This window comes from Butyrivibrio sp. Su6 (assembly GCF_900108105.1).
GTDB lineage: Bacteria > Bacillota > Clostridia > Lachnospirales > Lachnospiraceae > Butyrivibrio.
The window spans coordinates 81,970-96,166 of record NZ_FNUR01000010.1 but is presented as its reverse complement, the minus strand read 5'-3'; the positions used below and the strand labels follow the sequence as shown (position 1 = coordinate 96,166).

Annotated in this window: 10 protein-coding genes and 1 tRNA gene; 1 reads left to right on the top strand and 10 read right to left on the bottom strand. The window is 38.6% G+C overall.

The genetic code is table 11. From position 1 onward, the window contains the following. Positions 1-171: 171 nt before the first annotated feature. The 5 genes from C4S54_RS11475 to C4S54_RS11455 all read right to left on the bottom strand — a co-directional run bounded on the left by C4S54_RS11475 (position 172) and on the right by C4S54_RS11455 (position 7,612). Positions 172-1,611 (bottom strand): glycoside-pentoside-hexuronide (GPH):cation symporter, encoded by a 1,440-nt coding sequence (locus C4S54_RS11475; protein WP_103869661.1) that lies wholly within the window; start codon positions 1,609-1,611, stop codon positions 172-174. Continuing rightward, complete coding sequence (locus C4S54_RS11470) at positions 1,611-3,083, bottom strand: DUF6937 domain-containing protein (protein WP_103869660.1); 1,473 nt, start codon at positions 3,081-3,083, stop codon at positions 1,611-1,613. The genes C4S54_RS11475 and C4S54_RS11470 overlap by 1 nt, the downstream gene beginning before the upstream one ends. Before the next feature lie 195 nt (positions 3,084-3,278). Then, complete coding sequence (locus C4S54_RS11465; protein WP_103869659.1) at positions 3,279-4,364, bottom strand: HD-GYP domain-containing protein; 1,086 nt, start codon at positions 4,362-4,364, stop codon at positions 3,279-3,281. Positions 4,365-4,416: 52 nt separating this feature from the next. Continuing rightward, positions 4,417-6,579 (bottom strand): HD-GYP domain-containing protein, encoded by a 2,163-nt coding sequence (locus tag C4S54_RS11460; protein ID WP_103869658.1) that lies wholly within the window; start codon positions 6,577-6,579, stop codon positions 4,417-4,419. After that, on the bottom strand, positions 6,557-7,612 hold the full coding sequence (locus C4S54_RS11455; RefSeq protein ID WP_103869657.1) for a histidine kinase N-terminal 7TM domain-containing protein: 1,056 nt from the start codon (positions 7,610-7,612) through the stop codon (positions 6,557-6,559). Before C4S54_RS11455 ends, C4S54_RS11460 begins: the two co-directional genes overlap by 23 nt. Positions 7,613-7,805: 193 nt before the next feature. On the opposite strand from C4S54_RS11455, the gene C4S54_RS11450 reads away from it, so the two are divergent. Further along, positions 7,806-7,888, top strand: a tRNA-Leu gene (locus C4S54_RS11450). A gap of 111 nt (positions 7,889-7,999) precedes the next feature. On the opposite strand, the gene C4S54_RS11445 is transcribed toward C4S54_RS11450, so the two are convergent. From C4S54_RS11445 to C4S54_RS11425, 5 genes are all read right to left on the bottom strand, one after another. Beyond that, a complete protein-coding gene (locus C4S54_RS11445) occupies positions 8,000-8,599 on the bottom strand; it encodes an NUDIX hydrolase (protein WP_103869656.1) in 600 nt (199 codons plus the stop codon). 68 nt (positions 8,600-8,667) lie between these two features. Continuing rightward, positions 8,668-8,946: a hypothetical protein gene (locus C4S54_RS11440; RefSeq protein ID WP_103869655.1), complete on the bottom strand. Its 279-nt coding sequence runs from the start codon at positions 8,944-8,946 to the stop codon at positions 8,668-8,670. 92 nt (positions 8,947-9,038) lie between these two features. Beyond that, on the bottom strand, positions 9,039-10,685 hold the full coding sequence (locus C4S54_RS11435; protein WP_103869654.1) for a putative manganese-dependent inorganic diphosphatase: 1,647 nt from the start codon (positions 10,683-10,685) through the stop codon (positions 9,039-9,041). A 60-nt stretch (positions 10,686-10,745) separates the two neighbouring features. Then, positions 10,746-12,476 carry an ABC transporter ATP-binding protein gene (locus C4S54_RS11430; RefSeq protein WP_103869653.1) on the bottom strand — a complete coding sequence of 577 codons (1,731 nt, stop codon included), beginning with the start codon at positions 12,474-12,476 and terminating at the stop codon, positions 10,746-10,748. After that, complete coding sequence (locus C4S54_RS11425) at positions 12,473-14,197, bottom strand: ABC transporter ATP-binding protein (protein WP_103869652.1); 1,725 nt, start codon at positions 14,195-14,197, stop codon at positions 12,473-12,475. The genes C4S54_RS11430 and C4S54_RS11425 overlap by 4 nt, the downstream gene beginning before the upstream one ends.

Sequence of the window (14,197 nt, the reverse complement as noted above, 5' to 3'; positions counted from 1 at the left end):
AATCCTGTAATACTTATTACAATACTGTTACAAATTATAGCGTGTTTTTAATCATAATATCTATCATAATTCGGCATTTTTTTGTGATTTTATAATTATTTTATAATTAGAAAAAAAGGGTTATGTGCGGCAATTTTCCACACATAACCCTTCTTTTCGTATAATTATGAATTACTTCATTTTTTCAGTTTCCCTTTTTACAAGTTCCACAGATATTTCCTGTAATTTTTCGTCTGTTAAAATGTATTTTTTCTTAAACCAGAAGATTGCAAAGATAAGACCTGCGATAGGAATAAGAGTCATTGTCATTCTAAGTCCCATCTTCTGAGCAGCTTCTACTCCAAGTGAGTAATCAATTTTCTCAGCAGTTTCCTCAACATCCTGTGAAAGTGCAAGGATCTGAAGTGCTAAAGATGCAATAAGCGCTGAAATTCCGGAAGCAAGCTTAACTACAAATGTCTGCATTGAAAAAATAACAGATTCATCGCGGCGCTTATTCTTAAGATCACCATAGTCAACAGTGTTGGCAAGAAATACTGTTGTTATAACAGCAAGCATACCATTTGCAGCAAAGATAAAGAATCCCGGTACAAATAACAGGAACACATTGCTCATAGATGTTGATGCCAAAACAAGAAGTGAAATGTATCCTGCAATAGCCATTCCAAGGCTGACATAATAAATCTGAATTGATGAAAAGAACTTTCTAAGGAATGGATATAAAAGCATCATTGCAAGGATCTGTATTCCGCCGCCAAAAGTAGAAAACAGAGTATAATCACCTCTCCAGCCTGTTCCGCCAAAATCATATTTAAAGAAATAGATAACAAGGTTTGATGTAATATAAATTGAGCAGTTTACAATTACGATTGCTACAGTTACTGCCATAGCCTGGTCATTCTGGATAAGAGCCTTGAACATCTCTCCTATTGAAGCTGACTTCATATCTGTTGTAGCTTTTTCTTTTACATTGATGCAGCAGATAACTGTAAATAATACAAAGAGAACTGCTACAGCAATTGAAAAGTAAGAAAAACCGATTCTTTCAACTTCTCTGTCTGAGATTCCTGCAGGTCCAAAGGTTCTACCAAGAGCAGATACTGACATTACTGTGATGATAGTGATAACAGCAGAACCAACTCCTGCACATGAACGAGCAAGTGTTGTGAGGCCCTCTCTCTCTTTTCCGCCCTCAGTAAAGGCAGGGATCATTGACCAATATGGGATATCCATCATTGTATAGGTAACACCCCAAACTATGTAAGTTACAGCAGCATAAGCCACAAGTCCGCTTCCTGAAAGAGTTGGCGGAGCTGAGAACATAAGATAAAGAACGATTGCATTTGTGATCGTTCCTATAAGAAGCCAAGGTCTGAACTTGCCCCAACGGGTCTTGGTCTTGGCAACTATCGCTCCCATGATAGGATCGTTAAACGCATCAAATACTCGTGCCACCATAAGAATAACGCCCATTGCAGCAGCGCTTACCCCTAAAATATCCTGAAAATAATAAAGTACATAAGATGCTGAAAGCATGTATACCATGTCTTTTCCCACAGCACCCAGTCCATAGGACGCCTTCGCAGCCCCTGACAGTTTTGCTTTTTCCATTATTTTTTACCCTCCTTAAGCTTTACAGCAAGCTCAACAACTTTTTTTGCTCCGTCATAGATACCCATTTTTTTGTTAAGAACTATGCTCTCACACATCTCATTCAAAAGATCAGTTTCAAGGAACTGGTCAACCATCTGAAGGATATGTGGTATATCTCTGCACTCAAGTGTACCATCACCAATCTCTGCTGAATGGATTGCTCCCCACATCTCATGCTTACCGACTCTCTTTATAAAGAGCTTTGGAACAGGATAAAAGGCCAGTTCACTTGGCTTTGTAACAAGTACATCGCAGCTTCTCATGAGAAGATTTGTTGCGTATACTGCCTCAAAAATGTTCTTGTGATAAAAGCCGTGTATTCCTGTAATAAGATTTGAAGGATCAAGGGTTTTCTCTGCAAACTCAAGTGTATCCTTCCAATCATTCATATGCTCTGTAGCAAGAGCCTTCATGCCATCTATCTCGGCTACAAGCTCATCCCAAACGTTTCTGTAATCTCCGACATTAACGTAGAGAACAGCCTTTCCATCTTTTATACTTGGGATCAGGTGCTTTATGATCTCTGCAAATATCTCTTTCTGTGCTCCTGCTCCGCCGATAGTCAAAAGAAATCTCATAGGATCGCCATTTTTCTTTCTGGCAATTCTCATATCACAGTCTTTTTCAATATTGGATACAAGCTCATAGTCGATATAATGTCCTGTATAAACAAGAGCGTCCTTTGGCATAGGCTTTGACACACTCTTTTTATTCATTCCATTGAGTACACGATAGCCCATATAAGCATTCTTGCATTGTATTGTATGAACTGAGCCTTCAGATAAATGAAGAGCCATTGGCCAGTTATCAGGAATGGCATTAACTACATATTTCATTCCTGCATGAACTGCTGCCTGTGCAGGCCATGCATGAGTTGCAATAACAGGAATATCCTTAGGCACATTTTTATATACAGGTGCCATGAGCTCTGCATTCTTCTGATCCTTGGCGTTATATGAAAGAGCTCTGAATCCCTCATAGTTCATAGGTTCCCAGACAAGCTTATTGAAAATTGGGTTCTTGCTGAGTCTTGATCCAAGAGAATAAAGGTCATTCTGAGCACCTATAACCTTGGTACAGGTTGTCTCTTTATATGAATTAAGATCCATCCAATATGGGGTATATCCGAGATGATGGGCGTATGATGCCATTGCCATTGAGATTCTGTAATGGCCAAATCCCATTCTTATATTTCCAACAATGATTCCGTTCTCCCTGTCCATCTCCGAAACAGGAGCCTTAGATGAAACTTCAACATTTTTAACCCCAAGAAGCGGGCCGATAACATCATTGTCTACAACATCAAAGCCGTAGTTTACATTTGAATCATCACCGTATTTCTTTATATAGCTTTTCTTGGACTTAACCGATGATCTGTAATCTTTATCACTGATCACATTACCAAAAATAACTTTAGATTTTTCAGTCATAATCTTCCCTTTTCTGCCACTAAAAAGAGGCTTCTTATATACTAATAACATTTATTTACCATTATGGAAACCATTAATGCGTATTTTAGTTTCCATATCTTAATAGTATACAAAAAAGCCCATTTCTTCAAGAAACGCTTTTTACAATTTTAGTATTCGCTATTTGTGCAAATTTACCCCAGCGTAAGGAAAAATCTAGATCACAGCCACAATAGACAGTTGCCTGTTTGTAGCAAGATCGACGTAAGTATCACCGCACTTCACAACAGGCCTTGCCAAATGATTGGGATTTACAAAGATAATATCTCCGGTCTTACCATTATTTAACATTACTCTATTGGCAATAAAAGTATTAACAATATTACTAAGGAAGGTCATGATGGCATTGGGATCATATTTATCAATTCCCTCTTCCTCAAACTGCTCAATTACCTCAAAAGGACAAATCTGTGATCTGTACAATTTTTGAGAAGTCATTTCATCATAGACGTTAGCAACAGTTACGATTGATGCTATCTCATCTATCTGTTCATTTTTCAGATGAAATGGAAAACCTGAACCATCCCTGAGTTCATGGTGCATCAAAACACAGTTTTTGATATGAATATCAATATCCTTGTCTTTAACAAGCTCATACCCCTTTACCACATGTTCATTCATGGTCTTCTGTTCAAAGGGTGTAAGAGGAGTAGTTTTAGTAAGAAGTTCAGGTGGGAGAAGCACTTTCCCAATATCATGCAATAGACCACCTGCTGTAGCAAGATGTATCTTTTCCTTGGGAAGTCTCATCCATGTAGCAAGGGTATTGCATATCAAAGATACATTAAGGCTATGCATATATACTGCATCGGAATTATCCCTAAGGTTATGGAGCATATCAAAAACGCCTGCTGTTCCACCAGCTTCAACAAAGAGATGATAAACAGGTTCTGTAAGCTTATCAACATCAAGAGGCATAGTATCATTAGCGATCATACGAAAAGACTCTTCAAGCTTTTCAGCGTTCTCTTCAAGATGCTGTTTGAATCTAATGAACCCTTCGGAATTCTTTAGCTTCTCTGAATAGGAAAGCTCTGCCTTGGGCTTTATTGGAACAGATTTAGGAACAGGTTTAACCTCATCCTCTATAAAAATATTATAAAGAGAATGTGACTTTATCCTCTCGATACCCTTACTGTCCAGCACTGTTCCCTTGGGAAGAACAAGCCTGTCATCTATGGTATAGATATTTTCCGAAACCACCATTCCGGGTTCAAGTTTGTTAACAGATATCAGCTTCATAAGTGCCCCTTTGAAACGTTTATAATAATACTATATATAGTGTATCACATTTTCACGAAAGTCGTTTTATTTCTGCTGTCGGGCAGGCTTTATTGATCGCATTTTCATATTCTTCAATCTGTGATTCTTCTTTATCATAAAAAGCAACTATATATTGACCTTCTGTATACTGAATATTGACGTCATGTGCATCAGTTATTTCTTTTACAACCTGTCTATACTGATCTTCATATCCCAAAGGTTTTACAAAAAGTAACTGATACTGTTTTCCCTTCTTTTCCATAAGTTTCATAACATAACATAGCATTCTGACATGAGAAGGGTTGAGAATATTTTCTTTTCCAAGTAAAAGATCACTTTGAAGCTTTGTCTCAAGAAGCCCAGAATTCTTTTTACCTGATATCCCATTATCCTTAACATCATTTAGAGTAACAGCACTTATTTCTTTATCATCTAAAAGACCAACAAATATATCTACAAGTAACGGATCAAACTGCGTACCGGCCCCATTAACAAACTGCTCTCTTACTTCTTCGTCTGTCAGCCTGTTTCTGTACACACGATCAGAAGTCATCGCATCATAGCTGTCTGCTATAGCAAGTATTCGTGCAACCAACGGGATATCAGTGTCAGAAAGGCCATCCGGATAACCTTTTCCATCAAATCTCTCATGATGATATCTTATTCCGTCCAAAAGAACTTTCATGCCCTCTCCAAGAGTATTCATGATCTCATACCCTATTTCTGTATGTTTTTTCATCAGACTATATTCTTCATCATTTAGTTTTCCGGGTTTATTGAGGACATTATCTGCAACCCCTATTTTTCCGATATCGTGAACAAGCCCCACATAATGAATTGTTAATATATCTTCCTCGCTAAAGTCATAGTCTGCAGCCATTTCTCTTGCAAGTCTCTCGGCATATAATCCCACACGCTCAGAATGCCCTCCTGTGTACTCATCTCTGGCATCTATAGCACTTGCGATGGTCTGTATGGTATTTATAGTCATGGAAACGCGGTTCTTTTCAGTATTTCTGTAAAGCTTTATCTCATCATAAAGTGTCTGGATGACAGTTGCCGCCATCAAAAGCAAAAGCCCCGTACATATACGAGCGCCAAATAAACTGAACATTCCAAAATGATAGCCTGCAAATTCAATAATTGCCGAGAATATGAAAAATATCATACCTACAGTCGTTATATGATATTCTCTGACTCTTTTTGTTCTGATATCAGTAAAGATGTTTACGATAGAGACAATTGCACAGACTGCGTTTAATACCTGGGAAATGGCCATGGTCTGATACAGATCAAAAATCCCTCCCATGGTCAAAAGAATGTTTATAATGATCTGTCCAAGGACAAGGCCTTCAAGCACAAGATATCTCTTATGATAAACTCTGTGCTGCACCTCATCAAAATACATACATGACAGAGCTCCTATAAGTTCCACAAGGAAATAGGAAAAATACCTTGATAATGAGGGTCTATGGAAAATGAACTGTCTTAATGTAGACTCGCTAAGAACCCACAGCGTGATATTCATCATGAGCAGTCCCAGATTTTTGGTTGCTCCAACTCTAAATGAATTTCCAAAAAACAGTGACGTCACAAACAAAACTGCTCCAAGAGCACAAACTATTATGGCACTGATATTAACCCAAAGTCCATTTTTAATAACCTTGAACCAGACATTATTACCATAGCTTATACTCATGTCATTTACTATTCTGTTTGTTTTGAATTTAACTACTACTCGTATTTCTTTTCCGGAATCGGAAGAATACAAAGTAGTAACAAGATACGCACTTGGGATGTAGTAAGACATGTATTCCATGGATTCGGTAGAATACTCACTTCTAAGTTTTCCATCCACATACACGTAAACATCTTCCATATTAGATCTGACCATAAGGCTCATTCCATTATTAAGGAGCCTTGGCAGCGTATTGACGATTGTTATCTTATCACCATATTCAGAAGGTACTACCCAGGGAAGTTCAATCTTTTCACCTGAATCATCTCCAGAAATTGTCCATCCCTGATTAAAGCTGTCCGTATCAAAGGACCCCATATAGGCTTCATCAGCATCCCTGCGGTCAAAAAAAGCAATACCCATGGTAACTATTGTCAGTGCTAGCACAAACAATAGCCCTATGCTGATAAGGTTTTCCAATATTTCACTGGACTTATATCTGAGATTTCTCTTCATCAGTCTGCTCCGATGGTACTTTTGCGTTTTCCCTGATGACTTCGGTCACATTTCGCACCTTGATAAGATACCCTATTGACCATTTCTTGCTGCTCATAAGCTTTGCTATTTCATATCTGTAAATCTGCCCCTTATACCCATAAGTCTTTACCGGGGTCTTTTTTGTGGTATTCTCTTTTACATAATCCATAAGCGGTTTTCGAAGGAATGTATTAAACCGCCCTCCATTACCCGGAATCTTTTTTTCAAGCTCCCATTTATCAAGCTCAGGGAAAAGAACTTTCGCATAGTCATTACATCCCATATACTTTAGCTTTCTGCTAAAAATAATGTATCCTGTACTATTTATCTCATCCTCAAAAATATCCTTGTTATTGTAAACGGAATACACTGATATTCTGATAAGTGGCACCATGATTACAGCTATGGAAAAAGTCAGGAAAATAGGGATAAGCTCAAATTCAAGATGTATGAATTTCTCAACAAGATATACTCCTACAACAAGCATATCCATAAAAAGAATGATGTTGACATTAGTTCTGCTGACTACAGTCTTCCTACTAAGAGAATACATGCAGACTACGATACCGGCCGTAGTATAAAGAAGCAAAAAAACCAAGAAAACTGAGTGCATCGGGCCATAAGTCTTAATAAGATAGGCACCACCGCCATCTGTACTATATTCTACAGTTTTATAGAAGATATCAGATTTTCCTACTGTACTTACAGTAAGAAAGATAACAATTTGAACTGCATACAAAATCGAGCTTACAATCTTGGGAACAAATACGTGACAGATATTACAAATAATAAGAAAAAGAACTGTTGGCGCAAAAATACCAATAACGTAAGACATAGTATTAGAAAGGATTGCTTCCTCAAGATTCTGCGAAGAGTAAAGCGCATAATAACCACCATTACCTACTGCTACTACAGCAATAAGTAAGATAAGATTGACATCTATCGCTTTCTCATAAGCTACTATAAACAGCAGCATCACAAGTGCTATACAGAAACAAACCAGATATATCATGCATACCTCATTTCAATCATGAGTTGAAGCGCTTTTATTATCATTTTATCGATAGTACTTTACTATTATAGCATATATCCCTTTAAATGTATGCACAAAGCACGCGTTTACACTCAAAAAATCACTTGAATATCCATGATACCTATGCTAAACTAATAAAGCTGTGTCAGTTAGATGATTCAGCCCTATATCAGCCGGCATGTCGGAATGGCAGACGATGCAGACTCAAAATCTGTTGTGGGTAACCACGTGTGGGTTCAAGTCCCACTGCCGGCACTAAAAAAGAAGACAAAACACTTTATTTATGAGTGTTTTGTCTTCTTTTTTATTACTATCTCTTTGTATATGCGTAAGTGAGAATATTTGTTTTTTCAAGAAGTAATCAGCTTACATCATATCTTTAAAAAGATAGTATGCAAGCACATGAAGCGACTGTTTGAAATCACCCTCAAATATTCTTTGCTTAAGCTCCTTTTCTGATAAAGTCAGAACATTTAAAAACTCAGTATCATCAAGGTGCTGCCCGGTAACCTTCCTGCAATTTGTTGCTGCATAAATATGGACATTGCTGTTTGATAATGTGGCATTGGCAGGCATTGTAAGAAGATGTTTCCAGTTATCAGAAACATAGCCTGTCTCTTCCTTAAGTTCTCTCTTTGCAGCCTCAAAGGCATCTTCCTCTGAAGCAACTATATTCTTACTGGTAATATAAGGAACATCGCTCTTTTCCTTGTATTCAATTGCACCGGCAGGAAACTCGCTTGTCACCTCATCTATTCCGTGCCTGTACTGACGAACGCAGATAAAATTACCATTTTCATCAGTAGCAACAATAAGTGAAAAACTATGTTTGGAATAATTATAGACAGGGCCTATTACTTCTCCATTTGGAAGCTCATAGTCATTTCTTCTGAAATCTATCCATTCATCCTGAACAACATGCTCTTCCTTCTTTAATCTCCAAACTAAATTGCTATTATCTTCCATGACTAAACCTTATGTATTATTTTTTTATACTTCTCAATATATATCTTTATATTTTTGCTAACAAAGCATCAGTCACTAACTATGACCTTGTCGTTAAAAATGCATCTAGTGATATCAAATTCATCTCCCTTACAGCGCATGCGTTTCCGTCCGTACAAAACAAGATGAATTTTCTTATCCTCAGTCATATATTCTTCTGACACTTCATCAAAAGAACTACTATCACATACTACCTTCTGAAAATCTCCTATGAACGCAGGAACAATAACCGAAGCAATGCTCATTCCCTGCCCCGGCCCATAGATTCCTATTATTTCATGTAACAGTTTTGCTCTTAATTCGTCCATGTTTTTCACCTATCTCAAATAACAAGGAAGTTCTGCTCTCACTATCGTTCGCCAGAACAAGCTTCGATCACGGAAATCAAAGATTTCCTATCTCAGCTTTGTATAGCTTCAACGATATTAGGAAGCAGCTGCTTTTTGCGGGATACCACGCCAGGAAGCTTTGCACTGTCTCCGTCGATGTTCACTCCAAAAGCCGCATTAAGTGTATGCTGTGCCTTTGCTCCTGCAAATACAACCTCAGAAGACTCACTGATAATATCTGTAAGCATAAAGAACAGCATATCAAGTCCGTCATCATCTGCAACCTTTGAAAGCTCAGGCTGGATCTTTTCCTTGATATCTACAAGTTCCTCAGCACTCATGGAATTGATCTGTCCAATTCCAATTGTGAGATCATCTACAGTAAACTTCTTGAAATCCTGGTGAAGGATCTCTGTAGCAGTCTTGCCGCTAAGATTTGAGCCTGCATGGAACATCTCTTTTGCAAACTCCTCATAGTCAACACCTGCTATCTTAGAAAGCTCCTCTCCTGCCTTTTTATCAATATTTGTACATGTAGGAGATCTGAACATAAGTGTATCTGATAAAATAGCTGCAAGTAGAAGTCCAGCAATAGTCTTATTTATCTCAACTCCATATTCTTTGTACATAAGATAAATAATAGTACATGTAGAACCAAGGGGCTGGTTTCTAAAGAACACAGGTCCAGCTGTCTCAATAGTACGAAGTCTGTGGTGATCTATGATCTCCAGAATCTCTGCAGAATCAGCGCCGTTAACAGCCTGATTCTTCTCATTGTGGTCAACAAGAATAAGCTGCTTCTTTTTCGCACCAAGGAAATTCCTTCGACTGATCATTCCGATATAGTGGTCATCCTTATCAAGAACAGGGAAATATCTGTGTCTTGTAGATGCCATAACTTCCTGAATGTCTTCAATATAGTCATCCATGTGGAAAGTGATCAGATTATCTTTTTTCATAACATAAGAAACAGGCATACTCTGATTGATAAGTCTTGCTACAACGAATGTATCATGCGGAGTACAGATTATCTTGGTTCCATGGTCCTTTGCCTGAGTCTGGATAGTCTTGGCTACGCTTGCACCTTCGCAGACAATGATGCATCCTGCATTCATCTCAATTGCGCATAGCTGCATGTCATATCTGTTACCAAGAATAACAACGTCGCCCTCCTCGATGACATTTTCCATCATATCAGGATTGGCAGCTGCTATAACCACCTTTCCTTTGGTAAGTGTATCCTCGATTTCACCAATAATAAGCTCTCCATCGAGAGTCTCGACAATGTTTTTATAAGATGTCTGAGCCATAGAAAGAATCTTTGGATCAATAACATCCATGTATGTTTCAACGATGTCATTAGTTGTTACGATACCTGTAAGCTCATCGCCTTCTGTAACACACAGAGTAACTACACTTGCATCTCGCATTTTTGACCAGGCATTCTTAAGTGACAGGTCATCCTTGATCCCGTCAAGCATGCGGATCTCCATGTCTCTTACCTGGGTTCTTACATCCTTTACATAGGCAGGAACCTCAACTCCAAAATGAGATAAAACAAACTGAGTCTCCTCATTCAGGTGTCCTGCTCTGCAGGCGATGTAATCATCTCCTGTTATTTCTCTTTTAAGATTTGCATAAGTAATTGCTGCACAGATTGAATCCGTATCAGGATTCTTGTGTCCGGTTACAAATACAGGTCTCTTTTGATTTGTCATATAATTTCTCCTAAATAAAAACCACTAACTCTTTATCCATAATAAACCATCAATATGCGTCTATGCAAACTGACTGTTATAAAGTTCATGATAAAAACCTTTTTTCTCCAAAAGCTCATTATGGCTTCCCTGCTCAATGATACGTCCATTTTTCATGACAAGTATCACATCTGCTTCTCTTATGGTTGAAAGTCTGTGAGCAACAATAAAGCTGGTCCTGCCACTCATCATCCTGTTAAATGCCTTCTGAATTCGTATTTCAGTACTTGTATCGATTGATGAAGTCGCCTCATCAAGAATCAGCATAGGCGGAATGCTGAGCATAACTCTCGTAATGCAAAGTAGCTGTTTCTGTCCCTGAGAGAGATTCCCTCCATTTTCTGAAATAACGGTGTCATAGCCTTCAGGAAGTCTTTTTATAAAGCTGTGCGCATGGGAAGCCTTTGCTGCTTCAATAATCTCTTCATCAGTAAAGCCTACTCTTCCAAGGGTAATGTTATCCTTTATGGTTCCACTACGCAGCCAGGTCTCCTGAAGAACCATTCCAAAATTGTCCCTTACCTGTCTTCTCTTTAGGTCTTTTAAGTTAATTCCATCAATTGAAATGACGCCTCTATCAACATCATAAAATCTCATAAGGAGATTTATAAGTGTACTCTTTCCGGCACCTGTTGGTCCAACAATCGCTACTCTCTGGCCCTTCTTGATATCAAGGTTTAAGTCTTCGATAAGGTTTTTATTCTTGTCATATGAAAAGAAAACATCGTCAAACTTAACATCGCCTGAAGGCTCAAAAGTATCCGGAGCATCAGCGCTGTCAGGAATCTCGGTTTTTTCTTCTATAAGTGCAAAAACTCTCTCTGCACAGGCAAGAGCGTTCTGAAGTTCTGTAACTACACCTGAGATTTCATTAAAGGGTTTAGTGTACTGATTGGCATAGCTAAGGAAAATAGTAAGTCCACCAACAGTCATGCCCCCTGAAATACAAGTAAGTGCTCCAAACAAAGCAACTGCCGCATAAACAAGATTATTGATAAATCTTGTTCCTGGGTTAGTCAGAGATGAAATGAAAGTAGCCTTTATGGATGTCTCCTCAAGTCTTTCATTTATGCCATCAAAGTACTCCATATTCTCATCTTCATGGGCAAAGGCCTTAACCACTGAAAGATTTCCAACCATTTCATCCACAAAGGATGTCTGATCAGACCTTGCCTCAGACTGGAGCTTAAAGAGATTAAAGCTCCTTGTAGCAATGAATCTTGCTACAAATAAAGAAAGAGGAGTCAAAACAACTACTACCAGTGCGATCTTAAAATTCAGATAAAACATGAACATTAAAGTTCCGACAATAGTTACAATGCCTGTAAAAAGCTGGGTAAATCCCATTAAAAGTCCATCTGAGAACAGATCAACATCAGAAATGATCCTGCTTACGATATCTCCTGTCTGCTTGGAATCAAGATAGTCAAAAGGGAGTATCTGAAGTCTTTCAAAAGCCTCTTTTCTCACATCCCTTACAACCTGAAAGGTTATCTTGTTATTGGCCTTGTTCATGATCCACTGACAAACGGAAATAATAGCTATAGTCACGATCATCTTAAGCAATATGCCACCAACAATAGTAAAATCAACATTTCCTTTTCCAATAATATGATCAATTGCTCTTCCAGCAAGGATTGGTACATATAAGGACAAAAGAGCTGTTATCACCGCCAGCAACATTGATAAATATATCAAAAACTTATATTTTGCTGCATATCTGAGTACCTTTTTTAGTGTTCCCTTTTTCATACTGCCCCCTCCTTTTTGTACTGAGAATCATAGATTTCTTTGTAAAGATCACAGCTTTCAAGGAGTTTCTCGTGTGTACCGATTCCTGCAAGACTTCCGTTATCAAGTACCAGTATCTTATCGCAGTCCCTTACTGCAGATGTTCTCTGAGAAACAATAAAGGTCGTAGGCGGATTGTCCATTCCTGCAATTGCTGCCCGCAGATTTTTATCTGTAAGATAATCAAGGGCTGACGCACTGTCATCAAGGATAAGGATCTCTGGCTTTCTCACAAGTGCTCTTGCAATTGTAAGTCGCTGCTTCTGTCCACCGGAGAAGTTCTTTCCTCCCTGGGCCACAACAAAGTCCAGTCCGTTTTCTTTTCCCTTCACAACTTCTTCAGCCTGGGCTATTTTAAGTGCCTCTCGGATCTCATCGTCTGTGGCATCTTTTTTGCCCCACTTCATGTTATCTCTGATAGTTCCATGGAAAAGAACTGCCTTCTGCGGAACTATACCAATTCTTTCTCTAAGAGCCTCAAGATTATACTCTTTAACATTCAATCCGTCTATAAGAACAGCGCCTTCTCTGACATCATAAAATCTTGGAATAAGATTTATAAGCGTGGACTTACCGCTTCCAGTTCCGCCAATTATGCCGATTCTCTCGCCTCTTTTTGCAACGAAGCTTATATTCTCAATGCTGTCTTCTGCATCCCCGTGATAGCTCATGGATACATTGTCAAAGACAACATGTTCTTCCACATCTGAAAACTCTGTGACACTGCCATCTTCCATAGATGTTCTGTATTCCATAAGTTCCTGAACTCTGTTTCCTGATGCGATGGCTTTAGTCATTGTAAGGATCAGATTGGCTAGCTTAATGAGCTCTACAAGAATCTGGAACATGTAGTTGTACAATGCAACCATCTCTCCCTGAGTAAGCTCACCAGAATCAACCAAAAAAGCTCCCTTATAGATCAAAAATACAACAGAAAGGTTAAGGATTGCATAAGTCACAGGATTCATAAGAGCTGTCACTGAGCCAACAAACTTCTGTAGTCCCATGAGCCTGTCATTATTCTGTTCAAAGTTCTCTTTTTCCCTCGCTTCAAGGCCAAAAGCTCTTATGACTCTTACGCCCGTATGGTTTTCTCTTGTAAGTCTAAGGAGGGTATCCAGTCCTTTTTGTATCTTTTCATACCTGGGGATGCTCCAGCCTGTTATGAAAACAACTACAAAGGCCAAAAGCGCGATTGTAACTACAAAAACAAGTGCCTGCCTGAAGTCGATTGTGAATGCCATAGCCATAGCGCCAAATACGACAAAAGGTGACCTTAAAAGGAGCCTTATTGTCATGTTGACACCCTGCTGGACCTGGTTCATATCGCTGGTCATCCTGGTTATCATGGCTGACGTTCCAAGCTTGTCCATATCCGAATATGACAATTTCTGAATATTATCAAAAAGAGCTTTCTTTGCCTTTTTAGCAAAACCGGCTGCAGCTTTTGCTGCAAAAAACTGCGCTGTAACAGCACTGATACAGCCTACAAAGCACAGTAATATCAGTAAAAGGCACATCTTTATGACATAGCTCTTATCTCCACTTGCGATGCCCTTATCTATCATTGCCGCAATAACAAGCGGAACCAAAAGCTCAAATGAGGCCTCAAGAAGTTTAAATAAAGGTCCCAATACAGTTTCTTTTCTATAGTCTTTTAAATATACAAGTAATTTTCTCAT

Bases quoted from the DNA above. Each gene is read 5' to 3' on its own strand.
- C4S54_RS11425 (WP_103869652.1), bottom strand. From the start codon at position 14,197: ATGAGAAAATTACTTGTATATTTAAAAGACTATAGAAAAGAAACTGTA.
- C4S54_RS11455 (WP_103869657.1), bottom strand. From the start codon at position 7,612: ATGATATATCTGGTTTGTTTCTGTATAGCACTTGTGATGCTGCTGTTT.
- C4S54_RS11430 (WP_103869653.1), bottom strand. From the start codon at position 12,476: ATGAAAAAGGGAACACTAAAAAAGGTACTCAGATATGCAGCAAAATAT.
- C4S54_RS11465 (WP_103869659.1), bottom strand. From the start codon at position 4,364: ATGAAGCTGATATCTGTTAACAAACTTGAACCCGGAATGGTGGTTTCG.
- C4S54_RS11440 (WP_103869655.1), bottom strand. From the start codon at position 8,946: ATGGACGAATTAAGAGCAAAACTGTTACATGAAATAATAGGAATCTAT.
- C4S54_RS11460 (WP_103869658.1), bottom strand. From the start codon at position 6,579: ATGAAGAGAAATCTCAGATATAAGTCCAGTGAAATATTGGAAAACCTT.
- C4S54_RS11445 (WP_103869656.1), bottom strand. From the start codon at position 8,599: ATGGAAGATAATAGCAATTTAGTTTGGAGATTAAAGAAGGAAGAGCAT.
- C4S54_RS11435 (WP_103869654.1), bottom strand. From the start codon at position 10,685: ATGACAAATCAAAAGAGACCTGTATTTGTAACCGGACACAAGAATCCT.
- C4S54_RS11470 (WP_103869660.1), bottom strand. From the start codon at position 3,083: ATGACTGAAAAATCTAAAGTTATTTTTGGTAATGTGATCAGTGATAAA.
- C4S54_RS11475 (WP_103869661.1), bottom strand. From the start codon at position 1,611: ATGGAAAAAGCAAAACTGTCAGGGGCTGCGAAGGCGTCCTATGGACTG.